Origin of the sequence: Zhongshania borealis (assembly GCF_039539625.1) — a bacterium.
Taxonomy (GTDB): Bacteria; Pseudomonadota; Gammaproteobacteria; order Pseudomonadales; family Spongiibacteraceae; genus Spongiibacter; species Spongiibacter borealis.
This window is the reverse complement of the sequence record NZ_BAABDM010000002.1, coordinates 140,422-164,986: the sequence shown is the minus strand read 5'-3', so window position 1 is coordinate 164,986 and position 24,565 is coordinate 140,422. Positions and strand designations below refer to the sequence as shown.

The 24,565-nt window shown below is 49.7% G+C and carries 24 protein-coding genes and 2 pseudogenes; 15 read left to right on the top strand and 11 right to left on the bottom strand.

The window, feature by feature from the left end; translation table 11 throughout:
* Positions 1 to 33: 33 nt before the first annotated feature.
* A pseudogene (locus ABD836_RS07025) lies at positions 34 to 603 on the bottom strand (ATP-binding protein); the annotation flags it as partial.
* 506 nt (positions 604 to 1,109) lie between these two features.
* Here ABD836_RS07025 and ABD836_RS07020 point away from each other — a divergent pair.
* Positions 1,110 to 1,718, top strand: coding sequence for an antitoxin Xre/MbcA/ParS toxin-binding domain-containing protein (locus ABD836_RS07020; RefSeq protein ID WP_344933907.1), 609 nt, complete (start codon positions 1,110 to 1,112; stop codon positions 1,716 to 1,718).
* Between the two features lie 313 nt (positions 1,719 to 2,031).
* Here ABD836_RS07020 and ABD836_RS07015 read toward each other — a convergent pair whose 3' ends face one another.
* From ABD836_RS07015 to ABD836_RS07005, 3 genes are all read right to left on the bottom strand, one after another.
* Positions 2,032 to 3,174, bottom strand: a complete 1,143-nt coding sequence (locus ABD836_RS07015) for a ParB/RepB/Spo0J family partition protein (RefSeq protein ID WP_344933905.1) — start codon at positions 3,172 to 3,174, stop codon at positions 2,032 to 2,034.
* Positions 3,175 to 3,481: 307 nt separating this feature from the next.
* Positions 3,482 to 4,042 carry a recombinase family protein gene (locus ABD836_RS07010; RefSeq protein ID WP_344933903.1) on the bottom strand — a complete coding sequence of 187 codons (561 nt, stop codon included), beginning with the start codon at positions 4,040 to 4,042 and terminating at the stop codon, positions 3,482 to 3,484.
* 202 nt (positions 4,043 to 4,244) lie between these two features.
* On the bottom strand, positions 4,245 to 4,454 hold the full coding sequence (locus ABD836_RS07005) for a carbon storage regulator (RefSeq protein WP_344933901.1): 210 nt from the start codon (positions 4,452 to 4,454) through the stop codon (positions 4,245 to 4,247).
* Between the two features lie 405 nt (positions 4,455 to 4,859).
* Here ABD836_RS07005 and ABD836_RS07000 point away from each other — a divergent pair, with 405 nt between their 5' ends.
* Both ABD836_RS07000 and ABD836_RS06995 read left to right on the top strand, forming a co-directional pair.
* Positions 4,860 to 5,837 (top strand): endonuclease, encoded by a 978-nt coding sequence (locus tag ABD836_RS07000; RefSeq protein ID WP_344933899.1) that lies wholly within the window; start codon positions 4,860 to 4,862, stop codon positions 5,835 to 5,837.
* Between the two features lie 160 nt (positions 5,838 to 5,997).
* On the top strand, positions 5,998 to 6,861 hold the full coding sequence (locus ABD836_RS06995; RefSeq protein WP_344933897.1) for a hypothetical protein: 864 nt from the start codon (positions 5,998 to 6,000) through the stop codon (positions 6,859 to 6,861).
* A 471-nt stretch (positions 6,862 to 7,332) separates the two neighbouring features.
* On the opposite strand, the gene ABD836_RS06990 is transcribed toward ABD836_RS06995, so the two are convergent.
* Together ABD836_RS06990 and ABD836_RS06985 are read right to left on the bottom strand one after the other, a co-directional pair.
* Positions 7,333 to 7,644, bottom strand: coding sequence for a hypothetical protein (locus ABD836_RS06990; RefSeq protein ID WP_344933894.1), 312 nt, complete (start codon positions 7,642 to 7,644; stop codon positions 7,333 to 7,335).
* Between the two features lie 69 nt (positions 7,645 to 7,713).
* Entirely contained in the window at positions 7,714 to 8,040 is a 327-nt protein-coding gene (locus ABD836_RS06985; RefSeq protein WP_344933893.1) for a hypothetical protein, read from the bottom strand.
* Positions 8,041 to 8,801: 761 nt separating this feature from the next.
* Between ABD836_RS06985 and ABD836_RS06980 the strand changes: the two genes are divergently transcribed.
* Both ABD836_RS06980 and ABD836_RS06975 read left to right on the top strand, forming a co-directional pair.
* Positions 8,802 to 9,293 carry a hypothetical protein gene (locus ABD836_RS06980; RefSeq protein ID WP_344933891.1) on the top strand — a complete coding sequence of 164 codons (492 nt, stop codon included), beginning with the start codon at positions 8,802 to 8,804 and terminating at the stop codon, positions 9,291 to 9,293.
* A gap of 131 nt (positions 9,294 to 9,424) precedes the next feature.
* Positions 9,425 to 9,868 carry a DUF4156 domain-containing protein gene (locus tag ABD836_RS06975; protein WP_344933889.1) on the top strand — a complete coding sequence of 148 codons (444 nt, stop codon included), beginning with the start codon at positions 9,425 to 9,427 and terminating at the stop codon, positions 9,866 to 9,868.
* 374 nt (positions 9,869 to 10,242) lie between these two features.
* Here ABD836_RS06975 and ABD836_RS06970 read toward each other — a convergent pair whose 3' ends face one another.
* The 5 genes and pseudogenes from ABD836_RS06970 to ABD836_RS06950 form a co-directional block, all read right to left on the bottom strand.
* Positions 10,243 to 11,382, bottom strand: coding sequence for a hypothetical protein (locus ABD836_RS06970; protein ID WP_344933887.1), 1,140 nt, complete (start codon positions 11,380 to 11,382; stop codon positions 10,243 to 10,245).
* 635 nt (positions 11,383 to 12,017) lie between these two features.
* Complete coding sequence (locus ABD836_RS06965) at positions 12,018 to 12,341, bottom strand: helix-turn-helix domain-containing protein (protein WP_344933885.1); 324 nt, start codon at positions 12,339 to 12,341, stop codon at positions 12,018 to 12,020.
* The gene (locus ABD836_RS06960; protein WP_344933882.1) at positions 12,341 to 13,528 is read right to left on the bottom strand and encodes a tyrosine-type recombinase/integrase; all 1,188 of its coding nucleotides are present in this window, start codon (positions 13,526 to 13,528) and stop codon (positions 12,341 to 12,343) included. The genes ABD836_RS06965 and ABD836_RS06960 overlap by 1 nt, the downstream gene beginning before the upstream one ends.
* Positions 13,529 to 13,858: 330 nt before the next feature.
* A pseudogene (locus tag ABD836_RS06955) lies at positions 13,859 to 14,761 on the bottom strand (YifB family Mg chelatase-like AAA ATPase); the annotation flags it as partial.
* 47 nt (positions 14,762 to 14,808) lie between these two features.
* On the bottom strand, positions 14,809 to 15,072 hold the full coding sequence (locus ABD836_RS06950; RefSeq protein WP_344933879.1) for an accessory factor UbiK family protein: 264 nt from the start codon (positions 15,070 to 15,072) through the stop codon (positions 14,809 to 14,811).
* A 329-nt stretch (positions 15,073 to 15,401) separates the two neighbouring features.
* Between ABD836_RS06950 and ABD836_RS06945 the strand changes: the two genes are divergently transcribed.
* The 10 genes from ABD836_RS06945 to urtB all read left to right on the top strand — a co-directional run bounded on the left by ABD836_RS06945 (position 15,402) and on the right by urtB (position 24,561).
* Entirely contained in the window at positions 15,402 to 16,304 is a 903-nt protein-coding gene (locus ABD836_RS06945) for an urease accessory protein UreD (RefSeq protein WP_344933877.1), read from the top strand.
* A gap of 46 nt (positions 16,305 to 16,350) precedes the next feature.
* A complete protein-coding gene (ureA, locus tag ABD836_RS06940; RefSeq protein WP_344933875.1) occupies positions 16,351 to 16,653 on the top strand; it encodes an urease subunit gamma in 303 nt (100 codons plus the stop codon).
* 31 nt (positions 16,654 to 16,684) lie between these two features.
* Positions 16,685 to 17,005, top strand: a complete 321-nt coding sequence (locus tag ABD836_RS06935; protein ID WP_344933873.1) for an urease subunit beta — start codon at positions 16,685 to 16,687, stop codon at positions 17,003 to 17,005.
* Positions 17,006 to 17,007: 2 nt separating this feature from the next.
* Positions 17,008 to 18,711 carry an urease subunit alpha gene (ureC, locus tag ABD836_RS06930; RefSeq protein WP_344933871.1) on the top strand — a complete coding sequence of 568 codons (1,704 nt, stop codon included), beginning with the start codon at positions 17,008 to 17,010 and terminating at the stop codon, positions 18,709 to 18,711.
* A 38-nt stretch (positions 18,712 to 18,749) separates the two neighbouring features.
* Positions 18,750 to 19,220 carry an urease accessory protein UreE gene (ureE, locus tag ABD836_RS06925; RefSeq protein WP_344933869.1) on the top strand — a complete coding sequence of 157 codons (471 nt, stop codon included), beginning with the start codon at positions 18,750 to 18,752 and terminating at the stop codon, positions 19,218 to 19,220.
* Positions 19,213 to 19,881, top strand: coding sequence for an urease accessory protein UreF (locus ABD836_RS06920; protein ID WP_344933867.1), 669 nt, complete (start codon positions 19,213 to 19,215; stop codon positions 19,879 to 19,881). Before ureE ends, ABD836_RS06920 begins: the two co-directional genes overlap by 8 nt.
* A 45-nt stretch (positions 19,882 to 19,926) precedes the next feature.
* Positions 19,927 to 20,538, top strand: coding sequence for an urease accessory protein UreG (gene ureG / locus ABD836_RS06915; RefSeq protein ID WP_344933865.1), 612 nt, complete (start codon positions 19,927 to 19,929; stop codon positions 20,536 to 20,538).
* Between the two features lie 41 nt (positions 20,539 to 20,579).
* A complete protein-coding gene (locus ABD836_RS06910; RefSeq protein WP_344933863.1) occupies positions 20,580 to 21,200 on the top strand; it encodes an urease accessory protein UreH in 621 nt (206 codons plus the stop codon).
* Positions 21,201 to 21,453: 253 nt separating this feature from the next.
* Entirely contained in the window at positions 21,454 to 22,770 is a 1,317-nt protein-coding gene (gene urtA, locus ABD836_RS06905; RefSeq protein WP_344933861.1) for an urea ABC transporter substrate-binding protein, read from the top strand.
* Between the two features lie 111 nt (positions 22,771 to 22,881).
* Positions 22,882 to 24,561: an urea ABC transporter permease subunit UrtB gene (gene urtB / locus ABD836_RS06900; RefSeq protein ID WP_344933859.1), complete on the top strand. Its 1,680-nt coding sequence runs from the start codon at positions 22,882 to 22,884 to the stop codon at positions 24,559 to 24,561.
* Positions 24,562 to 24,565: the final 4 nt, after the last annotated feature.

The window sequence follows — 24,565 nt, the reverse complement described above, 5'->3', positions numbered from 1 at the left end:
TGGTGTGGTCTGGTCTGGGGGGGATAATGGACTCTAAAAATCCCCACGATAGTGTAGCGCTTCCTGTAGGTGGGAGAGAGTGATAGTGTGCTCACCCTCTAAGTCGGCAATGCTGCGCGCGATTTTTTGCAGACGGTGATGGGCGCGTGCGCTCAGCCCGAGTTTCTGTTCGGCTTTCAGCATAAATTGCTTGCTTGGGGTGTCGAGCGCGCAAAATTCCCGTACTTGCGCGGCGCTGAGTTGGGCGTTGATAGTGCCACTACGTTGCAATTGGCGTTCGCGGGCCGCGCAAACACGCGCGCGAACCGCGGCACTACTCTCCGCTAGACCGTCTTCTTGCAAAACCCCCGGCGGAAGGCGCGGCACGGTAATACGCAGGTCAATACGATCTAATAGTGGTCCTGATAGTTTGCCGCGATAGCGCTGAATTTGGTCGGGCGTGCAGCGGCAGTCTTTGCTGCTGTCGCCGTCAAAACCGCAAGGGCATGGATTCATGGCGGCTATTAATTGGAAACGAGCTGGAAACGTTAATTGCTGGGTGGCTCTGGAGATGGTCACCTCGCCTGATTCGATGGGTTCACGCAGTACTTCGAGTACTTTGCGGGGGTATTCAGACTGGTGAGTTCGGTTAGAAACAGAAAAGTTCGGTTAGCCCTTGCAAAACACGCAGATACGACCTGATAGGTCAGGGTAATACCTAAACCTATTAATAATCAAGAAGACTATAAGGGTTGAAGCGGTGGGAGGTGCCATCCGGTATTTGCTGGAATGCAAGGACTAGGTGGTGGATCGTGAAAGCTGACATGGTGGATCGTGAAAGCTTTTTAGGTGGATCGTAAGAGCCTGAAAGGTGGATCGTAAGAGCAATTTCAGGTGGATCGCGAAAGCTTTTTTAGGTGGATCGTAAGAGCGAAAAACGAGTATTTCCCTTTAAACTTAAACTTAATAATATCTTTTAAGGATAATAGAGATGTTGCTTTAGTTGTTGCTGACTTTTTGGCGGGGCCAGACGGGGGCTTAAGCTTGCTAGTTTGATACTTCGGGTTAGCTTGGGATTGTATGTTCTTGTTTAAATCACTCAAGATTCAATTCTATGCGTCTAGGAGGTAATGGTGATTCCAGTTGAGATTGTAGGTGTGTTCGGTTTTTTGGCCCTGTTGCTCACGATTGTGTTTGCGTACCATTCTTATGATGATCGATCGCGGTATCGCCAGCTCAAAATTAGCACTCAATGCGATGAGTTCTGTGACGTGTCATCCGGAATAGATTTTATTGAGGGGCCGAGTCCGCGTAATGATGCGGAGCAGGGGTCAATATTTGTTATTATTCTGGAGCAGAGTTCAAAACCCGGATCTGATTTGATAGCGGTCGTTCGTGATGGAATTGCGTTTTCGTCACTAGAATTGTTGTCAAAGGCGACCGGGCTTTCTGATGTTGAAATCGCCGAGTCCTTGTATATATCGGACTCGGCATTATATATGGCATGTAAGAAGGGTAGATTCCCGATGTTTGAATCTGAACGAATACTGAGGATGGCCCATATCTTTGATTGTGCGGTAGATTTCTTTAATGCTGAAACTGATTCTGTAGCAGATTGGTTGAAAGCGCCCAATATGATGCTTGGCGGGAATGTTCCAATAAATGTAATTGGTAGTGAAGTAGGGGCTCGCAGCATCGAAAATCTCTTACGTCGTCGTGATAATGGATGGCTTTTATAAGATGGTAGTTTAGGGATGAAGGCCGTACTGGATGCCATTGGCTTCCCAGTTACCGTGCAATGGCGCAAAGAAAGCAGGAGAGGAACCCTAAGCCTCAAGTTCTTCTCACTCAATGATCTCGATGATCTAGGTAAGCGTCTTGGGTATGAATCGGATGAAAACTATTAGTTAGCTCGGTAGATGGGCAGGTTTTACTACAAGTTTTGTAGTGATATTTAACGTGTTTTTATTAAGATAATCTTTAAAAACAAATACTTAGTGAGTCCAAGGGCAAGTATGGTCACATGTGACCATACTTGCTTAAAAAAGGGCTTTAAATCTGGTTGAGCGCCTTGAGGATAAGCTGTTCAACTGCAGCAACATCGGCCTCACTCATTCCTTTCCTTACTATTTCAAACTTTACAGATCCACTGGTAGTTGAAATCGAATGCTTCACCTGTACTTTCGATTTACCAACCGTATACAGCTTATTCTCACGCACCTTGACTGCTATAGTGTCATTCGATCTTGCTCTCACTGAGCTTTTCAATACACTCACAATATCAGCCGCATCTTTCCATGAGCCCGAATTTTTTATTACCTTCGCCCTCTCCTCCTTCAATTGCTTCGCGGCCGGGATTAACTTTTCACTGTTCTTTTTCATCAGTTGAGCAATAACTTGGCCAAATGTTTTTTGCATGTTTGTTGGGGTAGTAAACAGGGAGGCAAACAGCTCAGGCAGTTCATACAAAGCCTTATACCGCTTAACGTCGTTTTCGTTGATATTCAGTGCAGCACCCAACTGATACCAAGTAGTGTAATCACCACGCTCTACCATGGAGCCATATATTTGTGCTTGCTCCCAATGTGACAGCGCCGTGTTCTTGTTTTCGTTCTCACTGAATTTCGCCCGGTCAGCGACAGGCACATCACCGACCAAAGCTTTGTACTTCGTAATCCCAGCAATTTTACAAGAAGCTAAACGACGAGATCCGTCTAAAGAATCGAATCGACCATCTTCTTTTACCGTCAAATACCCCGGCCGCTGCTGCCCTTCCTTTCTTATCGACGGCAAAATGTCGGACAAACTTAATTCGTCTAACAAGGACTGACGACGACCGTTGGCATCTGGAATATCAATAAGGTCAACATCAACTTCTATCTGCTTGAACTCAACAAGTTGACCCGTTACCGGCATTTTAATCGTAACGACGCCGCGCCCTGATTCTGCCTTCTCGCGTTCGGCCTCTGCCTTCTCACGTGCGGCTTTTTCTTCTTTAAGCTGTGCTTTCAATTTATCCCAGGCGCCTTCAATTGTTTCGCCTCTGCTGGCACGTGTCGCAACTGAAGCTTTACGATTTGTATCTATATGTGGCTCACCCACTTTCGCGTTTTCATCATCCTTTTTATCAACGTCCTCGCTGGACATTAATGGCGCGATGCCATCGAAGCTGATTTTTTTCCTTTTAGTAGTCATTTCACGACCTCCTTGTTATCAGTACCTAGATCTAATTTACTTAAGGCAGCTGGTAGATTCAGGGCATAGTAAATTTGGCCACCTGATTAGAGCTGCAGTGGACGTTGAGCCTGCATAAAAATCTACGGCCTTCGTCGGATACGTATTTTTGACCGTCTGCTTTTACCGGAAGGCGACGACCACAGTTTCTTACATGTGGCATGACCATATTTCGAGACGGAATTCGACTAGGGGCGAGAGAATCAGGCGCCAATAAATTCAACAAAGATCGCAGTATTCGGCAGCTAATAATTGGGCCGTGCTCAAACTATGCATAAGACGTTCGTCTAAGTGAAGCGTTAAGCGTAACTCTTGAAACATTAAAATGCGCAGCGACATCTGACTTTGTAATTTTAGGGTCGGAAAGCATTGCTGCCGCTTTTTGTATATCTCTAGTTGTCATTTTAGGTCTTCTACCCCCCTTCCTGCCTCTGGCTCTTGCTGCGGCTAGCCCTGCAAGGGTTCTATCGCGAATGAGGTTTCGCTCAAACTCGGCTAACGAGCCAAATATATGGAAAATAAGTCTGCCACTTGGGGTGGTTGTGTCGATGGATTCGGTGAGTGATCGGAAACCGACCTCACGGCCTTCAAGTTCACCGATAATGGTAACTAGATCTTTAAGGCTCCGTCCGAGCCTATCTAATCGCCAGACGATAAGAGTATCTCCTTTGCGTAGACAGCGAAGACATTCCTCTAGCTGTGGTCGCGATTTGCTGACGGAAGATACGCTCTCCTGGTAGATGTTTATGCAGCCCGCGTTGGTTAGTGCGTCGATCTGAAGGTCTGTTTGTTGATCAGCAGTGGATACTCGTGCATAGCCAATATACATAGAAAACGATCCTTGTCTTTACATAGATTTCTATACGGAATTTCTTTGCATAAATAAAGTGCTTCAGCGCGAATACTGGAGCTAATTTTATATGTAAAGAAAACCTAGGTTTATAGTATTCATTATTTGGAATACAGCGAATTGAAGGCCATTTGAGTATCAGAGCAAAGAATTTCGTTTTTTTGAAATGACTTTAAATTCTTTATCGCTCTTTGTGAAATGGCTCAAACACGACATCGGGCACTGGGATGTCTGTGAATGACCCATCCATTAACTCTGTCCTCATTATCAAAATATCATCGGGGGCTTTGATAGAAATTACGGCACTACCTTTAGTCGCACGCTTTACAGTAATAACAATATCGTCGCCAACGTAAAACGATTGACCGTTTTTTCGTGTAATTGAGAGCATTCCTTGATCTCCTTGCAGATTTTCTTACGTAATTACTTGTAGCTGTCCTCAGCCTAACATTCGAGCCCAAACTCGCGACAGGGCTATAGTTATAACACGCCCAAAGTTGTTAGCATATACGGGGGCTATTCCTCATCTATTTTGAAATAGGTTAAAGCTATAAGTTGTAAGCTTATAAGAAAAGTAAGGCGGTAAAGGATTGGCGACGCGTCCAGTTATGCGCCTTCAGTTCGTGGTACGGAAATAGGACTTCTTCTTGGCTAGCCCTATATAGATAAAACACCAATTCACCCACATTTGAATCGAACGAACAGGAAGTGGTTTGTTTCTGCTTTTGTGATGCGGTACGTTTTAATGTTTTCGATTGGCTGGAGGTACTAATTTTTGAGCGGTACGGAGAGGTATATGAACAGGAGTTTTAATTGGGCAAACAAATTGGTGCTAATGGCTTTCCTCGTCATTGTTGGACAGACATTTGCCAATGCTGCACCAACGAGTTTTGGGGTGGCGAAAACCGAGCTTAAAAAATACGTTTACTTTGATCGCAACGATGATGGTGATTTTTATTGTGGTTGTGACTGGCGCTGGGTAGGGGCTTCAGGTGGGCGAATAGATCTTGCCAGTTGTGGCTACAAGACACGCTCACAAGCGGTTCGGGCTGCCAGAACTGAATGGGAACATATTGTCCCTGCGAGTAGCATGGGCGGCCAACGACAGTGTTGGCAGAACGGTGGCCGTAAGAATTGCAGCGCGAATGATCCGTTTTTCAGTGTGATGGAAGCCGATATGCATAATCTGACTCCCGCATCGGGAGAGGTGAACGCGGACAGATCAAATTTCAGATTTGCAGAAATCCCCGGCGAAGCGACTCAGTATGGCGCGTGTGATGCTGAAACAGATTTCAAGGGCAGACGGTTTGAACCACGACCAGAAGTACGGGGCATGATCGCGAGAGTGAATTTCTATATTCACGACCGGTACAACTTGAAGCTTTCACGAAGCCAAGAACAGTTATTTATGGCGTGGAACAATATGCACCCAGTATCGGAGTGGGAGAAAGAGCGCGATCGCCGTATAGCAAAGCGTATGGGCCATTCTAATCCGTTTGTCACAGGTGAGCGCAGCTGGTCGCGTGGTCATAAGAATTCAGGCGAAGGATTGGCTAACCAGACAAAGGGGCAGGTACAAAAGCAACCCGTCGTTCAGCAGATCGCATCGAATCAATCTGGCTGGGGAGTGCGGGGTAACAAGAACAGTCATATCTACCACTTGTCAGTGGGTTGTTCTGCCTATGAGAAGGTCGCTGTCCATAATCGACGTGAGTTCAAATCTGAGCAAGAAGCTATCAATGCAGGGTATCGCAAGGCAGGAAATTGCCGGTAGTGCTGGTTCTAGTAATTCAATTTTGTAAAAATAATAACGCTACTAACCCAATAATCGAAAGGAGCATAGATGGAGGTATAGGTTAGACACGGATCGTCGGTGGGGCTTTCACCGAACACATTACTTCATGGATTTTTAATCAAAGGGAAGGGTTTGAACAATGAAATCATTACTCGGGTTGGCTTTCACTGCGGCATTGGTGACATTACAGGGCTGTGGTGGTGGCGGTGGCGGTGGTGACTCAGCTGCTCCAGCGGTCGATGAAGCTGGGATTCTTGAAAATATCAAGATCAGCAATCTTTATGGTGGGAACGCATTTAGTGAGCGGGATGCGTATTGGGGTTTTGAAGAGTACCCTGAGTGCGATGACCGATCAAAGCTTGATGATCCTGAGTTTGAAGGTGATGAGGGATGCCCAAGAGTCAGAAGTGCTCCCGTCGACTGGGAAGACGAAACGATTGGGCGCTTAAAAAAGTGGGATATTGCTAGCGATGGTCTAATTCCTGTTAAACACAACAATAGCCAATATGCACATCATGCGATGGACGTGATTGAAACTAAGATGGGAGTGATGCTGTTTGACCGCAATTCTATTGTCAATGTTGATTATTATGAGGTTGAGCGTGGATTAATAGTCAGTGAGGGCACGGCAACTGGCATGTTTGGTAGTATTAGTCCGTCGACATGTGGAACTGTAGAATCACGCGGGAGTCAGTATGCGCTAGGAGGAGAGAACTCAGAAGATCCGAGCTGGTTTGATGAAAACGGTGTTATTTTTGGTCCGCTAGTCATCCACATCGGACAAGATGACCCGCGAGGATGTAGTCAAGGGCAAGATTTAAACGAAATTGCCGTGCATGAGTTTATGCATGCCCTTGGGATGGATACGCACTTCCAAGGTTTTGGTATCGGTCCCATATACAGTGATGATGCTTGGAATGTATTGCACAATATATTAATTAATTATCAGTATATGGATGAGTTTGAACTCAATATTGAAAAGCGTTTCCCTGAGCAAGAGTAAGATCTTCTGGCCCACCTGACGGGTGGGCCTTTACTTCCACCGATCCAGTACCCCGCCAGGCACAAAGACACCACCTGTCTTTTATCCGTCCTAACCAGGCACATTATTTATTCACTGCATTACGACTCTATTCCACGGCGTTGCTAGTCTGGTCAAATGTGAGACACTTTAGTTACATCCAAAAGACAGTTATCGGATCAGTTTACGCGGCAGATGCCGTATGTGTGAGACTACAGGAGGTAGAGCATGTCAGAGCCAGTGAAACTTATTTCCCGTGAGATAAGCGACCGAAAAAAGCTGGGTACCAAGTAAGACTAGGCAGCTGACCTTAAAGACGGTATTGGTATTGAGTGACATGCGGGAGGCCTCGTATGAAAGGGAGGCCGTAACGATAGCTGATATTATTCTGTCATTGACCCGAAAGCGGGACATCGCAGACTGACCAAATTATCAACGATGCTCTCAGGAGACTTATAACGGATGCCTTGGTTGGTAAATAGGGTATTCAATTGGTTCGCGTACCTTTTTACCGCGGTTGGCATGGGTTAGTCGCCGCAAGAAATAACGCTCACCGTCGCGCTCGATTAATTCACCTGACTTAACTTCGCCAAGTAACTCTAGGCATTGGGACGCCTTTATTCTGAACTCTTCAAAATCGACATCATTAGGTACGCGCATGGCAATCACACCGAGCACTTTATCGTCCCGCAGTGCCGCCCAACACTTTCCTAAGTTCATCGCAATATCATGTTCAAGCGAATCGAATTCCTTGTCTACCGGCATAAAAACTCCTGTTAAGTATGGTTTTGGTATGTTGTTCAGCGTGTGATATTGATGACGACCCAATTAAAGTCACTTGCGCGGATCGTAGTAAACCCCAGTAACATTAAGCATGGTTGCAGCTCTGTGAGCACTTTCTGCCGAGCTTTTGCTATACCCAGTGCCATTTCCCGGTACTGGGCCACCCATAAAAATTTTGCGGCCAAACTCTAGGTAGAGAAAAAACGTGTTGAGGAAGAAATAGATAAATGGGCCTACGATCAAAAAGCCTCGTGGTGCCTCATAGATTCCCATCATGTCTAGAATTTCTGAGCCAACGGCAGAACCAAAACCGAGAACAAACACCGTAGGCAAAACTACGGGCTTTGTATTAAGAATATATTTTTTGAGCTTTTCCATTTCCAGTTCCTACCATTAGTCGAAAAACAGCAAGTGAGATTAACGTCCGTATTACTCAAGGTGAATTTTAGTACAAATGACAATGTGCTGCATAGGTATGGAGGTGTAACCGGCGCTAACCCTCAGTTTGCTCGACACGCCTATACTGCGCGATTATTGAAATAATCGACTAAACATCGCGCACCATGAGGACGATACGTTGGAACTGAAGCAAATATACACTGCGAAAGATGCTATTCAACTAGAAGATGGTAGCTGGGCTATAGATTTCACTTTACCCACTACAGGCCAGGGCTACCGGGTTAGAGCAAGATCTCCCGAGGAAATTGCCGGTAGTGCTGGTTCTGGTAATTCAATTTTGTAAAAATAATAAAGCTACTTACCCAATAATCGAAAGGAGCATAAATGGAGATACTGGTAGTGTTTGGCTTCAGCGTCACAATAGCAGACAGTCGCTGAATAGTGCTGAGTACGTCCAGTCAAACTCGTATTCAGCAGCATTGCGCTCACTAATTCTGGTGGAAATCAGTTAAGCAATTGATTTTTATTGAAAAGTGATTATGCTCAGAGCTAAGCGGATTCCACATCAAATGCAGGATGCACACAAATGAAAAATCCCTCTCAAGCTTACTATCATCCTGATTTAAATAGAATTTTACTACTTAATCACCTCTACGCTTAGGCTCACTATGTGCATGAGTTATAAAGCGGAACGCATTTGAATTTACTGTTATGTGTAATCCAAAGGAAATCACTATCACATGTTAACTGATATAGGAGAATTCATTGTTGGAGCGCACCTCCAGCTAATAGAGGGCTGTGATGTCATTGACTATAATGCTCGTATTCCTGGCGGTGGCCTGAAAGGGCTCGGTGAGTTAGACGTTATTGGCTTAAATTTCGAAACAAACACTGCACATCTATGCGAGGTCACTACGCATATCCGTGGATTGCTATATAAAGATAGCAAAACAACAATTATAAAAATCAAAAATAAACATGAGCGGCAAAAAGAATATGCCAAGGAGCGTCTTGGCAATTTCAAAAATCACAAATTTATGTTTTGGTCACCAGTTGTCCCAGTAGGCTATATAACAGAGAATCTTGAAAAAATAGAAAGGCTTGAATTAGTAATAAATGGTGAGTATAAAAAAAGAATTGAAGTACTTCGTGAGCTAGCTTCAAAAACAACACATGATGCTAGAAATCCATTTTTCAGAATGCTTCAAATAATGGAGCATTTGCGTGAGTAAATACATAACAAGGCGTTCAAATGGATCCAGTAATATTGTCACCTTTGCTGCAATGAGGGCAGTAAAGCCGCCAATATCAATTCACCAGTTAACGCGGCGTTATGTGGCTTAATCGAATCAAGGTAGAGATCATGAAATCAATTGGCACATTTATCACAGCAATTGCGATTGCTGCGATTGCCGGCTGCACTATTATGGATGGTAATGCCATTGTTACAGGAACCACCCGTCCCGCCATATCGCCTGAAAAGGTTCGTTTATACCGAGTTGCACCAGATGAGTTCGAAGAGATCGCTATTGTTTCTGTAAGTGCTGGTCATGATTTTAAGAAAAACTCCAGCTTGATGAATGAGGCAATCCAGCGCTTAAAGGAAGAGGCGGCGAAGGTCGGAGCAAATGGAGTAATACTTACCATAATTGACGAGCGGGATGCGCCCAGTGTTACCACCGGGTTTGGTTCAGGTACTGCGACGGGAACCGGCGGGAACGTATTTTTAACTGGCACTGCTACGAGCGTAAATCGAGGCGACGCGTACACTAGATTGAACGGTTTAGCTATCCATGTCGTTGAGTAAGCCGCCATGTGCGAGCACCACATAACCAAGGCTTGTTGGCGGCGTTGAGCGTGTATAAAAACCTACAGACTTCCTTCTAGTTCGGGATTTTTGACCGTCCGCTTTTTACCCACAAGGCGACAGCTGTAGCTTGTCCTGTATCGTTCGATAGGATTGAAAGAATAGCCGATTGCGTGGTCTGTCGGGGTGCCTTCTCTGGTCAGCGATTTCTTGTTTCTTCGAAACTGTATTTCTTACCTGACTGCGATCGAGTGAGACTATGGATTTCTTCCGACTCGTGATGTTCACGTCATCATTAATGTGTCGTCGTGCTCGCTGTTGCTGCGGGGTTCATTTTTCATGATAATTTTCCGTTGAATACGGCGGGGAGCGGATTAGTCGCTCTTTATTCTGCCGCCGGAAAGCAGATAGCTGGAAGCCGTGGCATTGTGGATACCGTAGCCATCGCGCAGGATGGCGGGGTCGTTTTCGCCGGCTTCGATGATTCCTCGAAGCGCGCATTGGAATAGTTGGTCTGCCGTGACCCCCCAACCTTTGATATAAACGGCGATGGATGTAGGGGAAAGGGGCTGCTGATAGCGCCAGCTATGGAAAACCCAGGGATTTTCGGTGTCCTGACGGAGTGCAAGGTTGGATTCTCGCCAACAGAGGTACTTTTCCATAATGTCTGCGGCGGAACCAGTGAGCGGTAACGGAAATAGTCCGAGCTTTATGAGATAGCTGCGATCCCCAGTTTTCTGAATATCGTTAATCTTAAGCTTCACGAGTTGCTGGCCTCGCTGGGCGTACAACAGCATGAGTATTCCGGCCAACGCCTTTTTTGTGTCTTTGTTTTTTGCAGTAATCCAGCTTTGATAGAGCACGGCTTGTTGGTCCGTCGTCAACAAGGCGCGGCTGACTTCGTTGCGACGTGTTTTAAGAGAAATAGTTTCGTCGCCGAAGCGTTTTCGGCGGGTGTTGAGGAACTCGACGAAACGCCTAAGCGAGTTGCGATAGCCAGGCTTTAGGTCGAGAAATGCCAGAATCGTATCGTTACGGAGTGCGGTGTGGGAGGTCGCTCCCAAGTGTTCGGTGGCATGTGTCAGGAGGCTTTTTGCCGATTTCATGGCGGAAGTCAGGGTGCGGAGCGACGCTGGAATATCATTTCGCAATTGGAAACGGTAGTTGTGTCGTAGCTCTTGTAGGTACTCAGTGAGCAGTATGTGGTACCACGTATTTTGTGCCTGGAGGACGATCGCGTCTTGTAGCGTTTCCTCGTGAAGGTCGTCGATGTCAGGCTGGTGGAAATTGGGCAGCAGATTGTGGCTAACCAGGAAATTGAGCATGAGCTGATGATCTTTCTTCAGCCCCCGGCGTTTGAAGCTCGCGAACAACGACTGGGTGGTGACTTCGGTTAGGTCCGTATAACTCTCATCTAGGTGCTGAAGGAAAGCGATATCTCGCTTGAGCTGGCGAACGACGATGGGCGTCACCTTTCGAGTCAGTAGTTGTTGTCCATAACGAGGAAAGGCCAAGCGAAGCTCGGGGGACTGGAGTGGCGCAGCAAGTTCGGTGGCGACTCGGGCTACGCGCTCCTTGCCGTAGCAAGCCTGGCAGCGCGTGCTTGAGTAGCGGATAGAGGGAAACGTCCCGCATTCGGGGCAGTGGAAGGGCCCGTGTGTGAAGCACGACTTGCACAACAGGGTGCCATGTTCGTCACGCTTATGCGGCAGACGGTTGTGACGGCAGCCAGGACAATTGAAGTGCATTTCTTTCCGGTAGCAACTAAGACAGATCCGGTCGACGATGCCGTAATTTGGGTACCGGGACAGTCGCTTGGAGGGGGTGTGGCACCAGCTACACGGCTCCGGTTCGCGATAAAACCAACGGCAGCTTGCGCACACCGGGCCGGTCTCGAGTACGATTCCAATTTTACCACTGGTAATGGTTTTCTCGCAGCGGATGCAGCAGCGTCCTTTTTTCGTACAGCGTAGACAAATACTACGGGTGGAGCCGGGCAAGCGCCGAAAATTACCACCGCAGTCCGGGCAGTGGGCTTTCTCGAGATGCCGGTGGTAACACGATTTACAGGTTGTAATACCCTCTTGCCGGAAGCTGGCTTTCTGGATTGAAATACCGCAGAGGTCGCAATGCAGGGAGGTGGTATTGGTCATGGTGCATCTTCATTGCTAGGGAAATCGAAGCAGGTAGCATGCAGATTGATGGTGGTTGGATGGCCAGGTTTGATGATGGGGCGCCGGTGCTCACTGATCAGCTGACCTGGTGTACAGCCGAGAACGGTAACCAATCCTTCTAGGAAGCTAAGTGACAGGCGCCCGGGTTGATCGCTGACGAGTCGGCAGACCTGGGAGTAGCTGAGGCGAACCCCGACGGTCACCAAGGCATCACGTAAGCCGTGTCGATCTAAGCCTCGGAGTTCCATTTGCTCGCGGGCATTCCAGGTTAATTGGCGGCGCGGGGGGAGAGAGTTCATCAATTATCCTCCTCGTTTCGGGTAGTGGGGCGCTTTGTTGATGTAACAGCTTGATTTTCAAGACGCGCGAGACGGGCATCCAGTGTTCGAGCGAACTGGTGCTCGGCATGGGCGCTATCGTAGTGGCAGTAGCCTGCTGTAGACGAGGCCCAGGAGTGGCCATGCTTTTCTTGCGCGGTGCGAATATCTACGCCTGCCTGGATATCGCTGGTGATAGACGTATGACGTGTACTGTGGGGCGTGAGTCCATTGGCGTGGCCGAGCCCGGCCTCGATCATGCAGAACCTGAATCGCTCCCAAAGCCCGCCATCCTTGAAGCGCGTGCCGCGGGTGTTCAGCCAGAAAGCCTGTTCGTGGGGGTGCCGCGTAGTGACCATTTCGGGTCGGATTTGGCTGGCGTACCATGCCAGCATCATAGCGACGCGGGGACTGTCGATACGGACGTGACGCTGCTTTTTGGGTTGCCCTGGTGCGGCCTTGCCCCACACGACGACAGAGGCAAAGTTCTTGCATTGGGGGCGGCTCATGTGACTGTCGAAATGGTTGCAGTCGATGTTCAGGGCCTCGTCAACCCGCAGCCCTGTATGAAACAGCATGTGGAAAAGGACCGCATCTCGAGCGGCGGGAAGGGCGATGCGGGGGCCGCGATCGCGGCTGTACTCATAGCGCTGCATGGCCACCACCAGAAAGTTGTTTTGTTCCTCTTTGTTGAAGTTGCGGCGACGTGTCTCCGACATGTTTTGGCTTTTATGCCCGATGCAGTTGTGCCGAGTGGCGATGTGCTCGATACGGGTTCCGAACAGCTGCTCGCAGCGTCGCTGGAACACGGTGCTGGTAACGGCGTAGTTCAGAAAACTGCGAATAAAGGACTGGTATTTCCGCACTGACTCGCGCTTCAGACGGGTTTCTCGCAACAGGAAACTGCAGTAGGCCTCAAAGTCGGTCTCTGTCCAGTGCCAGGGAGTAGTCCGACAAAAGCTGCAGAATTCTGTGACGATCTTCAGCGCTTCGACTTCGTGCAGAGACCGTCGGCCAGAGCTGGCATTACGGCACTTGAAACCTTGCGCGAGATCCTGGAACAGGGCGAACTCTTCCTGGGTCATATGATCTAGGTTGTGCAGCAGCGTCCGTTTATTCTTAGCCGAATCATCCGTAAGGGAAAAAAGTTGGACTATATTGTTGGCCATTGTCGGTTCCTTTCCATGTTAGTGAGGTACGAATTCCCTCTGGCAGTGACAGTGAACGCATATTTTTCAGGTTTTTTAAGCGATTTTGGGACATTGCTCTCTCCCCTTTTTTTTTGTTGTCCAGCCTCGACTCGCAAAATCCGCGAATATGTCGCATGTGGTGCGAAAATGGCGCCCCTGCTAATGGCTAATTCAGGACTGTTGCAGGTTGCGTACGGGCGTCATTCGCATAGTATGCGAATGACGATGCCATCATTTTTTAACGAAAAATCAGAGAGATAGGGTGTTTTTAGAAAGGGGAAACCGTGCTTTTTGCCAATCACAGTGAAGAGGTAACTCATCTAAAAATAATACCCCATTATGAGCCAGTGAGATTTCGCCGGGGCGAGGATAGCTACCGCCACCCACCAAAGCCACCCCAGAGGCGGTGTGATGGGGTGCGCGAAAAGGTCGATTAAGGCGTAGAGGCTGCCCCGCAACTGACTGTACGGTGGCAATCTCTAAACGCTCGCTTTCATTTAACGGCGGCAAAATGCCGGGTAAACGGTTGGCGAGTAGGGTCTTTCCGGTGCCGGGAGGACCACTAAGTAGGAGCGAGTGACCGCCAGCCGCGGCGATTTCTAACGCACGTTTGGCGCTGGCTTGGCCGCGTACCTCGCAGAGGTCGGGGTAATTCTCGGTGATTTCAGCCGCATTATCGGCGCTGGCATAAGGCAGTGCTTGCTGGCCATGAAGATGGGCGACCACGGCGAGTAGCGAGTGGGCTTCGCGGATATCGCTCGCATCAAGAATACTGGCTAGCCCAGCGTTGGCGGCCGGTAATATCAAGCTATGACCCGCTTCGCCAGCCTGGACGGCGGCGGGGAGCGCGGCATCCACGGCGCGCAATTCCCCGCTCAAACCAAGTTCGCCAATCAGCTCACAGTTGGCTAATGGCGCTGTGGGTAGCTGACCTGAGGCAACCAAAATGCCGATGGCGATCGGTAAATCAAAACGGCCGCCTTCCTTGGGTAAATCGGCCGGGGCAAGATTAACAGTGATGCGACTGACCGGGAATTCAAAGCGGGAATTTACCAGGGCCGAACGTACTCGGTCGCGGCTTTCGCGAACGCTCGCCTCAGGTAAGCCGACGATATTAAAAGCCGGTAAGCCGCCAGAGAGATGAACTTCCACGGTGACCAGTGGTGCTTGCACGCCGAGTTTGGCGCGGCTGTATACGGTTGCGAGGGGCATGTCTTCATCCTTGAAGGCGGTGCTATGCCGTTTTGGCGTGAGAAAGTTTAGCTATCGCTGCTCGTTGGGTTCGCCAATTGTTCGGTTAATTCTGCGAGCTGCTTTTCCAGTAGCTCCAACTTGCTGCGGGTGCGATTCAATACCGCGACTTGGGCGTCGAATTCAGCCCGCGACACCATGTTTAAGCGACTAAAGCCGCCTTGGAGTAAAACCTGTACCTTTTCTTCGATGTCCTGCTGAATTTCAGGGCCATTATTCATAAGCTTACTGGCTTGTTGCGCCAACTGAGCAATAAAATCGGGTTTTGCCATTGATCGTTACCTCATTGATTGCCCAAGTGTATCGTTTATTGGTGTTTTTGGGGAGCTGCGAGTGATATCGGCTAACTAGATGCTGGACGGGAGGCGAGAGAAGCAAATACAGCTAGGGTTTGATTGCATCTTAGCGTTTTCCGTCAAGGGTTTCCTGGTGGTCCGCTTAATAATGGTGCGCATCTTTCTGTAATCAGAACCGATTTAGCGCAAAGGCGATAAAAATGCACAGTGATGGTACAGATATTGCTGTCTTGGCTTCAATAAGTTGAGCGCTAAGCGGCGCTGCAATCGAGCAATTTTGGTTTTACAAATGAAAGGAAACGCTGTTGACGGCTATAGCCACCGTAAGCTCTGCCCTTGATGACGCGCCTGCGGCCACGCCGCCAATTAAATCGTGGCCGGCGGCAATTGAATTGGGCTTGCGTGCGAGCAATATTCGCACAGATTTGGTGCGCATATCTCATAAAGGGCCGTTGCGGGTGCAGCGGCCCTTTTATCCTGAGGGTGATTGCTGTCACGTCTATCTATTGCACCCCCCCGGCGGCATGGTCGCAGGGGATACGCTGCGGGTGGCGGTGGCCTTGGATTCGGGCGCGCAAGCGCTGCTGACCACGCCATCGGCGGGCAAAGTGTATCGCAGTGATTTAGCTAAAACCGCGCAATGTCAGGGTGTGAGTGCAGAGCTGGCCGACGGCGCTTGCCTCGAATGGCTGCCCCAAGAAACCATCGTATTTGAAGGCGCCGAGGCGGAGTTAAGCAATCATTTTGCTTTACAGGGCAGCGCCCAATTATGCGCCTGGGACATTGTGGTGTTGGGTCGCCGCGCGAGTGGTGAAGGTTTTGCCCGGGGTCGTTGCCGTCAAAAAATTGAGATTAGTCGCGACGGTAAACCGCTATTAGTTGAACGTACTGAGTGGCTGGGTGGTAGCGCCATGTTGGAGGCGCCATGGGGGATGGGCGGTGCCTCGGTGAGTGGCAGTTTTTTTGTGACGATGAGCTGCGACCAAGCCATGATGGATAATCTACGAGACGGTCTCGCTGAGTTGGCCGTGCAGAGCAATTGGCTTGCGGCGGAGTGGGGGCTGTCACAGAAGAGGGATATTTTTATCGCTCGTTATATTGGCGATTCACCAGAGCAGTGCCGCAAGGGATTTGCTTGGTTGTGGGCACAGCTTAGGCCCGCGTTTAACAGCCGCGAAGCCTGCCAGCCGCGCATTTGGAATACTTGAATTACGTCTTTAGCTAAGCGCTATTTGAAAACAGGATGAGATCGCGATGGAATTAAGTCCCAGAGATAAAGATAAATTACTGCTGTTTACCGCCGCATTATTGGCCGAGCGCCGTCTGGCCAAGGGCTTAAAATTGAATTATCCCGAGTCGATTGCCTTAATTTCGGCGGCCGTGATGGAGGGCGCGAGAGAGGGGCGCACTGTTGCGGAGATGATGAGTGCTGGCCGCGAGGTTTTAAGTCGCGACGACGTGATGGACGGCATCGCGGAAATGATTCACGAGGTGCAGGTTGAGGCGACATTTCCCGACGGCACCAAGTTGGTCACCGTACATAACCCCATTGTTTAAATCGGCCGATTGCAAAGCCAACGGAGCACGTATGATTCCCGGAGAAATAATCGTCGCCACGGGTGATATTAGCCTGAATGTCGGTCGCGAAACCTGTGTGATAGATGTGGCCAACAGTGGCGACCGGCCAATACAGGTCGGTTCGCATTACCATTTTTTTGAGACCAATCCCGCCTTGATTTTTGACCGCCCGGCGAGCCGCGGTTTTCGTTTAAATATTGCTGCGGGTACGGCGGTGCGCTTTGAACCTGGGCAGAGCCGCCAAGTAGAGTTGGTGGCGTTGGCGGGTAAGCGCGAAGTGTATGGTTTTCGCGGCGATGTGATGGGCGCACTCGATAAGCAAGGAGCATAGTTATGTCCAAGATTGATCGCCGCGCTTACGCGGATATGTACGGCCCGACCGTCGGCGACCGCCTGCGCTTGGCCGACACTGAATTGTGGATTTCAGTTGAAAAAGATTTCACCACCTACGGTGAAGAAGTGAAGTTTGGCGGTGGCAAGGTTATTCGCGATGGCATGGGCCAGAGCCAATTGGGCAGCGCCCACACGCCGGACACCGTCATAACCAATGCCCTAATCTTGGATCACTGGGGCGTCGTCAAAGCGGATGTAGCCATTAAAGCGGGACGTATTTGCGCAATTGGTAAAGCGGGTAATCCGGATATTCAGCCAAATGTCGATATTATTGTTGGTCCCGGCACCGAGGTTATTGCCGGTGAAGGCCAGATATTAACGGCGGGGGCGATCGATTCGCATATCCACTTTATTTGCCCCCAACAAATTGAAGAAGCCTTGATGAGTGGCGTGACCACCATGATCGGTGGTGGCACCGGTCCGGCGACCGGCACCAATGCCACCACTTGTACGCCGGGCGCGTGGCATATGGGTAAAATGCTGCAAGCCGCGGAAAGCTTTCCCATGAACTTGGGTTTTCTCGGCAAGGGTAACGCCAGTTTGCCGGATTCGCTGGAAGAACAAATCCAAGCCGGTGCCATGGGTTTAAAACTGCACGAAGATTGGGGAACGACGCCAGCGTCTATTGATTGCTGCTTGAGCGTCGCCGACAAATACGATGTGCAGGTGGCGATTCATACCGATACCTTGAATGAGTCGGGCTTTGTTGAAGACACCCTCGCCGCCTTTAAGGGCCGCACTATCCACACCTATCACACGGAGGGTGCCGGGGGTGGTCATGCGCCGGATATTATTAAAGCCTGTGGCGCGGCGAATGTATTACCGTCTTCAACCAACCCAACACGGCCGTATACGGTGAATACCGTGGATGAGCATTTGGATATGCTCATGGTTTGCCACCACCTTGACCCGAATATTCCCGAAGATGTGGCTTTTGCAGATTCTCGTATTCGCAAGGAAACCATTGCCGCTGAAGACATTCTTCACGATCTTGGTGCCTTCTCGATGATTGCCTCCGACTCCCAGGCCATGGGGCGCGTTGGCGAAGTGGTGTGCCGTACATGGCAGACCGCCCACAAAATGAAAGTGCAGCGCGGCCCTCTGGCCGAAGACAGTGCAGAGAATGATAATTTCCGCGCCCGTCGCTATATCGCCAAATACACCATAAACCCGGCGATTGCCCACGGCATCAGTCACGAAGTGGGTTCGATCGAGGTGGGTAAACTTGCCGATTTAGTGCTGTGGAAGCCGGCGTTTTTCGGCATTAAACCCGCCATGATTATTAAAGGCGGGGCCATTGCCGCTGCGCCGATGGGCGACCCCAACGCGTCGATTCCGACGCCGCAGCCGGTGCACTACCGGATGATGTTTGGCGCTTTTGGCAAAGCTTGTGTACAGACTTCGGTGAGCTTTGTGAGTCAGGCGGCCATTGATGCGGATATTGCGACGACCTTGGGATTAGATCGCCCGCTGGTGGCCGTTAAAAACTGCCGCAGTGTCACCAAGGCCGATATGGTCTTGAATAATTATCAGCCAGTGATGGATGTGGACCCAGACACCTACGAGGTGCGTGCAGATGGTCAGTTATTAATATGTGAACCCGCTACCGAGTTACCCCTAGCTCAGCGCTATTGTCTGTTCTGATGTGTTTAGAATAAATAATCTTAAATTGGACGTAAGTGATGCTTGAGTGTTTTGAAGTGATAAGTGCCGAGCCGGGATTGGCGCCAGAAATGAGTATTGTGCTGAATTATCAAGATCGGCAGCGCAGTCGTCTTCGTGGTAAAACCCGCTGCGGCCAAGATCTGTCTTGGTATATTGAACGTGGCCAAGTGTTGGCCGACGGCGATATATTAGTCGCTAAAAATGGCGAGCAAATCTCGGTCGTCGCGGCCAGGGAAACGCTCTCTATTGTGCGCACTGACGACGCCCTGTTGTTTGCTCGGGCTGCCTACCATTTGGGTAACCGTCACGTGCCCTTGCAGATAGATGCGGGTGAGTTGCGCTACCAGCATGACCATGTACTCGACGATATGTTGCAGGGCTTGGGGCTAGATGTTCACGTCAGTGAAAAGCCCTTTCATCCAGAAAATGGTGCCTACCACAATAGCGGTGCAGGCAGCATTCACAGCCATCACCATCATCATGACTAGTCCGTTATTGCACCTGATGCACCTTGTTAGTCCTGCCTTGCCGGTGGGGGCTTACGCCTACTCCCAAGGTTTGGAATACGCGGTGGAGCGGCGCTGGGTTAAGGGCTTGACCGGTGCGGAAGAGTGGATTGGCGAAGTGCTGAGTCATAGTTTAGGCGGCTTGGATTTACCGGTCTTACAGCGTTTGCACGCGGCATGGCAAATTGGCGCGAACGAGGATGTTGTGTATTGGAACGCGTACTTGCAGGCGGCGCGTGAGTCCAAAGAATTGCTTTTAGAAGATGTGCAAATGGGAGAGGCCTTGTTGCGCCTGTTGGTGTCATTGGAGGTACCCAATGCTTTGGCGTGGCCGAAAGGCGTGCCGCCAAGTTTTGCAACAATGTTTGCGTTGGCAGCCCAGTATTGGCAGGTCGACAGTGACGACACTCTCAGCGGCTTTGCCTGGAGTTGGTTAGAAAATCAGGTCGCGGCAGCGATCAAATTGGTGCCGCTGGGGCAGACCGACGGTCAGCGACTGCTACTGGTCTTGATGCCGGTGCTTGAGACCACAGTGAGTGTTGCCAAGACCCGCGGCGATGAGGATCTCGGTGTCGGCTTACCCGGCTTGGCCATGGCATCGGCCCAGCATGAAACCCAGTATTCGAGGTTGTTTCGATCCTAGTGTCGAAACGCCTCTTTCGTTATTTAGAATTTACGGAGTAATTTTATGAAAAAGCCTGCGCTGCGGCTTGGTATTGGTGGTCCAGTTGGCTCGGGTAAAACGGCCCTAGTTAAAACCCTGTGCGCCGAGTTGCGCGAGCGTTTTGATATTGCTGTTATCACCAACGATATATATACCCGGGAAGATGCGGAGTTTTTATTGCGCCACGAGGTACTGGATCAAGAGCGGATTCTCGGCGTAGAAACCGGCGGCTGCCCACACACGGCAATTCGCGAAGACGCCTCAATGAATTTGTCCGCGGTGGCCGAACTTAGTGGTCGCTTTCCAGATTTAGATTTAATCATGATCGAAAGCGGTGGCGACAATCTCGCCGCGACGTTTAGCCCCGAATTGTCGGATTTAACCATTTACGTTATCGATGTTTCTGCCGGCGACAAAATTCCGCGTAAAGGTGGGCCCGGTATTACACGCTCCGATTTGCTGATTATCAATAAAACCGACCTCGCGCCACTGGTGGGCGCAGACCTTGCTGTGATGGACCGTGATGCCAAGCGCATGCGTGGCGACAAGCCGTTTATTTTTAGTAATTTAAAAGACGGTAGCGGTGTTGCGGAGATCGTTAATTTTATCGTTGAACAGGGCATGCTCGGCGCTTAAGACCAGCGGCCTAGCGCTGTTAATAGAAAAGGATTACGACATTGATTGCGGAAACTACGCCTTTGTTCAGTATTTTACTCCTTGGTTTTGCCGCGGGGGTGGTACACGCGTTTGACCCTGATCACCTTGCCGCGGTCAGTGGTATGAGTGGGCGGGACAAGGGCCGCCACAGCTTCCGGTTCGCCTTGCACTGGGGGCTAGGCCATGGTTTGGCGGTGATTGCCGTGGCGAGTTTGGTGTTGTTGGCGGGTACGGCAATTCCCTTTGAATTCAGTGCTTTTGCAGAAGCCATGGTGGGCTGGATGTTGATCGGCATTGGCGGCTTAAGCTTCTATCATTTGTGGCGTCAGCATCAAAGCCATGACTCAAAACAGGGCGTTCTGAGTTCCGCGGTTTTGATTGGCGTGATCCATGGTAGTGCGGGCTCGGCGCCGCTATTGGCGGTAATCCCTGCTGCAGGCTTGGCGAATCCCTCCTTGGGTATGTTTCACGTACTCCTATTTAACCTTGGTTTAATTGTCGCCATGGCCGCCTTGGGGTTTGCCCTGCGCGGCGGATTTGCAAGGCTCGGTCGGGGGCATCAGTGGTTGCAACATGCTGTGCAGTCGCTGTCTGCGGTATTCGCTATCGGCTTCGGTTTTTTCTTATTGCTCAGCCAATAAAACCTACCTAGTGCACCTTTGGTGCGCAGGCGCATATTTAGTGCGCTTTGTTGCACGCGCTTGAGGCTGGTCGCCGTCGGCTGTGCCTCAGTTGTGGCCTTCTTTTTTCCGCTAAGCCCCGTAAATGAGCACTTCGGCTTGGTTGGCACCAATTCTGCTAATACCTCTTGGGAGATTTACCAGGGCCCGTTATTAACAATCGCTGCGCGATTGAATTAATTAGCGGTATAAAAAATAGAGTTGGGAGCTAAGTATGAAAACAAAATCATCTATCAAGGCATTCGCCAAGCACAGCAGTATTGTGTTGGCGGCAGCGACCTTGTCGCTAAGCGCCTCCATCGCCCAAGCGGCGGACACCATTAAAGTCGGTGTTTTACATTCGTTATCCGGCACCATGGCGATCAGTGAAACCACATTGAAAGACACCGTGCTGATGCTCATCGACGAGCAAAACAAAAAAGGTGGTTTGCTTGGTAAGCAGCTAGAGGCTGTGGTTGTTGACCCGGCGTCGAACTGGCCCTTGTTTGCGGAGAAAACCAAAGAGCTGTTAGAAAAAGAGAAGGTAGACGTTATTTTCGGTTGCTGGACTTCTGTGTCACGGAAATCGGTATTGCCCGTCATTGAAGAGCTAAACGGTTTGTTGTTCTACCCTGTTCAGTATGAAGGCGAAGAGTCGTCTAAGAATGTTTTCTACACCGGTGCAGCGCCCAATCAGCAGGCAATTCCTGCGGTTGATTACTTGATGAGCAGCGCGGGTGGCTCGGTAAAACGTTGGGTATTAGCGGGAACCGACTATGTATACCCACGCACCACCAACAAAATTCTTGAGGCCTACCTTAAGAGTAAAGGCGTGGCTGAAAAAGATATCATGATTAATTACACGCCCTTCGGCCATTCAGATTGGCAAACAATCGTTTCTGATATTAAGAAGTTTGGTTCTCAAGGTAAAAAGACGGCCGTGGTTTCGACTATTAACGGTGACGCCAACGTTCCTTTCTACAAAGAATTAGCTAACCAAGGTTTGTCGGCAGAAGATATTCCAGTGGTGGCGTTCTCGGTAGGTGAAGAAGAGCTGTCTGGCTTTGATACCGGCCCATTGGTTGGCCACCTTGCAGCGTGGAACTATTTCATGAGCGCAGATGCTGAGGTGAACGATGCATTTATTGATAAGTGGCTAGCGTATATCGGCGACGACAAACGCGTGACGAACGACCCAATGGAAGCCACCTATATCGGCTTTAATATGTGGGTGAAAGCTGTCGAGAAATCGAAAACAACTGAAGTCGATAAAGTACACGATGCGCTTATTGGCATTAGCGTACCGAACCTCACCGGCGGTGTTGCAACGATGCTGCCTAACCATCACCTGACCAAACCAGTGTTAATTGGTGAGATTCAGGAAAATGGCCAGTTCGATATCGTATGGCAAACCGAGGCTGCAGTCCCCGGCGATGCGTGGACTGACTTCCTGCCAGAGAGCGCTAAGCTCACCGCAGATTGGCAAGATCCTAAAGTCATGTGCGGTAACTACAACACTGAAACCAAAACGTGTTCAGGTCAAAATTACTAGTACCCGTCTGTTCTTAAACTTTAGCGGAACGAAAGAAGCTCCCCCGGGCTTCTTTCTCAAAAAGTACCCCGCCATATGCTGGCGGGGTATCTCTTGTAAATGGACGTTTCAATGAAACTGACCCACAGCTATACGCAATCACTATTTCGATTTCTGTTTTTTTGCATAGCCATTAGCTTGTCTACGCAAGGTACTGCTGAGCCAATTGCGACAGTAGACCAGAATAAAATGCAAAGTGAGGATGCTGCGCTTTTATTGAATGAATTAATTAGCGCAAAGAGCACTTCTGAAAAAATCGACTTAATTAATCTCATAGCCAATTCTGATTTGCCGCAGCGCGTTGACGTACTCGAAGCGCTACAAGCAGGTGATTTGTATTACACCAAAAAAGAACGGCAACTCGTTTATGCGCAGAGCCACACCGACGGCTATTCAGCTGAGACGGTAATCAGTGGCGAAAATCTCGGCGTACTAGGCCGCCGCACGGTGCGCAAGATCAGTATTAACAATGAACTGCGCACGGTGCTGCGCGGTGTGCTGGCGGAAATAGCGCTGCGCAGTGAAGATGTCGCCGTGCGCCTACAGGCAGCCAAAAATCTGGTTCGCAGCCCATCACCGGAATTTCTCGTGGCCATTGAGCGGGCCTTGGTGATGGAGTCCGACGCAAAGGTGATTGAGTCGCTCAAGCTCGCCGCAGCAATGGTGAATTTAAATTCCGATGAGCAAGTGTTGCGTTTAGAGGCGATTGAATCCTTTCGAGGCACGCTGGACTCGGATGCGATGTCAATTCTCGCAGCCATGCAGCTCACCGGTAGTGACGGCGAATATTTAGAAAATGATGAGCTGGTGCGAGAATCTGCCGCCGCCGTATTAAAAGAAATGCGCAGCGAGGCGAAAATATATAAATTAATTGAAAACACTTTCTTTGGTTTGAGTTTGGGGTCAGTGCTGTTGCTCACTGCGGTGGGTTTGGCAATCACCTTTGGCGTGATGGGGGTCATTAATATGGCCCACGGTGAAATGATGATGTTGGGGGCTTACACCACCTACGTTATTCAGCTGCTGATGCCCAATTATATTGACTACTCCATTATCGTTGCGATTCCCGCCGCGTTTATGGTGTCGGGTTTAGTGGGTATCGTCATTGAGCGCGGTATTATCCGGCATTTGTATGGCCGGCCATTGGAAACTTTGTTGGCGACCTTTGGCGTCAGTTTGATCTTACAGCAAGCGGTGCGCAGCATTTTTTCGCCGTTAAACAAATCCGTAACTGCGCCAAGCTGGCTCAGCGGCTCTCTAGAGATTAACGGCGCCTTGTCGTTAACCTATAACCGCCTCTACATAATTGCCTTTAGTTTGATTGTTTTATTACTGCTGGTGTTCTTGTTAAAGAAAACCTTTGTTGGATTGCAAATGCGCGCGGTGACGCAAAATCGTGCCATGGCAAATTCCATGGGTATTCGCACCGGCTGGGTAGACGCGCTCACCTTTGGCTTGGGCTCGGGTATTGCCGGTATCGCTGGAGTGGCCTTGAGTCAGCTCACCAATGTCGGCCCGAATCTGGGGCAGTCTTATATTATCGATTCCTTTATGGTGGTGGTGTTTGGCGGGGTCGGCAATTTGTTCGGCACCTTCTTTGCGGCGATGAGTCTTGGGGTTGCCAATAAATTCCTAGAGCCTTTTGCTGGCGCCGTGCTAGCCAAGATCTTTGTGCTGGTGTTCATCATTCTGTTTATTCAGTGGCGGCCTCGCGGTTTGTTCGCTCTTAAAGGCCGCTCGGTAGAGGATTAATTGA

Excerpts from the sequence above, each read along its gene's own strand:
- ureA (WP_344933875.1), top strand. The coding sequence starts at position 16,351 with ATGGAATTAAGTCCCAGAGATAAAGATAAATTACTGCTGTTTACCGCC.
- ABD836_RS06975 (WP_344933889.1), top strand. The coding sequence starts at position 9,425 with ATGAAATCAATTGGCACATTTATCACAGCAATTGCGATTGCTGCGATT.
- ABD836_RS07010 (WP_344933903.1), bottom strand. The coding sequence starts at position 4,042 with ATGTATATTGGCTATGCACGAGTATCCACTGCTGATCAACAAACAGAC.
- ureC (WP_344933871.1), top strand. The coding sequence starts at position 17,008 with ATGTCCAAGATTGATCGCCGCGCTTACGCGGATATGTACGGCCCGACC.
- ABD836_RS06985 (WP_344933893.1), bottom strand. The coding sequence starts at position 8,040 with ATGGAAAAGCTCAAAAAATATATTCTTAATACAAAGCCCGTAGTTTTG.
- ABD836_RS06935 (WP_344933873.1), top strand. The coding sequence starts at position 16,685 with ATGATTCCCGGAGAAATAATCGTCGCCACGGGTGATATTAGCCTGAAT.
- ABD836_RS06960 (WP_344933882.1), bottom strand. The coding sequence starts at position 13,528 with ATGGCCAACAATATAGTCCAACTTTTTTCCCTTACGGATGATTCGGCT.
- ureE (WP_344933869.1), top strand. The coding sequence starts at position 18,750 with ATGCTTGAGTGTTTTGAAGTGATAAGTGCCGAGCCGGGATTGGCGCCA.
- ABD836_RS06990 (WP_344933894.1), bottom strand. The coding sequence starts at position 7,644 with ATGCCGGTAGACAAGGAATTCGATTCGCTTGAACATGATATTGCGATG.
- urtB (WP_344933859.1), top strand. The coding sequence starts at position 22,882 with ATGAAACTGACCCACAGCTATACGCAATCACTATTTCGATTTCTGTTT.
- ABD836_RS06920 (WP_344933867.1), top strand. The coding sequence starts at position 19,213 with ATGACTAGTCCGTTATTGCACCTGATGCACCTTGTTAGTCCTGCCTTG.
- ABD836_RS06950 (WP_344933879.1), bottom strand. The coding sequence starts at position 15,072 with ATGGCAAAACCCGATTTTATTGCTCAGTTGGCGCAACAAGCCAGTAAG.
- urtA (WP_344933861.1), top strand. The coding sequence starts at position 21,454 with ATGAAAACAAAATCATCTATCAAGGCATTCGCCAAGCACAGCAGTATT.
- ABD836_RS06965 (WP_344933885.1), bottom strand. The coding sequence starts at position 12,341 with ATGAACTCTCTCCCCCCGCGCCGCCAATTAACCTGGAATGCCCGCGAG.
- ABD836_RS07005 (WP_344933901.1), bottom strand. The coding sequence starts at position 4,454 with ATGCTCTCAATTACACGAAAAAACGGTCAATCGTTTTACGTTGGCGAC.
- ABD836_RS06995 (WP_344933897.1), top strand. The coding sequence starts at position 5,998 with ATGAAATCATTACTCGGGTTGGCTTTCACTGCGGCATTGGTGACATTA.
- ABD836_RS07015 (WP_344933905.1), bottom strand. The coding sequence starts at position 3,174 with ATGACTACTAAAAGGAAAAAAATCAGCTTCGATGGCATCGCGCCATTA.
- ABD836_RS07020 (WP_344933907.1), top strand. The coding sequence starts at position 1,110 with ATGGTGATTCCAGTTGAGATTGTAGGTGTGTTCGGTTTTTTGGCCCTG.
- ABD836_RS06980 (WP_344933891.1), top strand. The coding sequence starts at position 8,802 with ATGTTAACTGATATAGGAGAATTCATTGTTGGAGCGCACCTCCAGCTA.
- ureG (WP_344933865.1), top strand. The coding sequence starts at position 19,927 with ATGAAAAAGCCTGCGCTGCGGCTTGGTATTGGTGGTCCAGTTGGCTCG.
- ABD836_RS07000 (WP_344933899.1), top strand. The coding sequence starts at position 4,860 with ATGAACAGGAGTTTTAATTGGGCAAACAAATTGGTGCTAATGGCTTTC.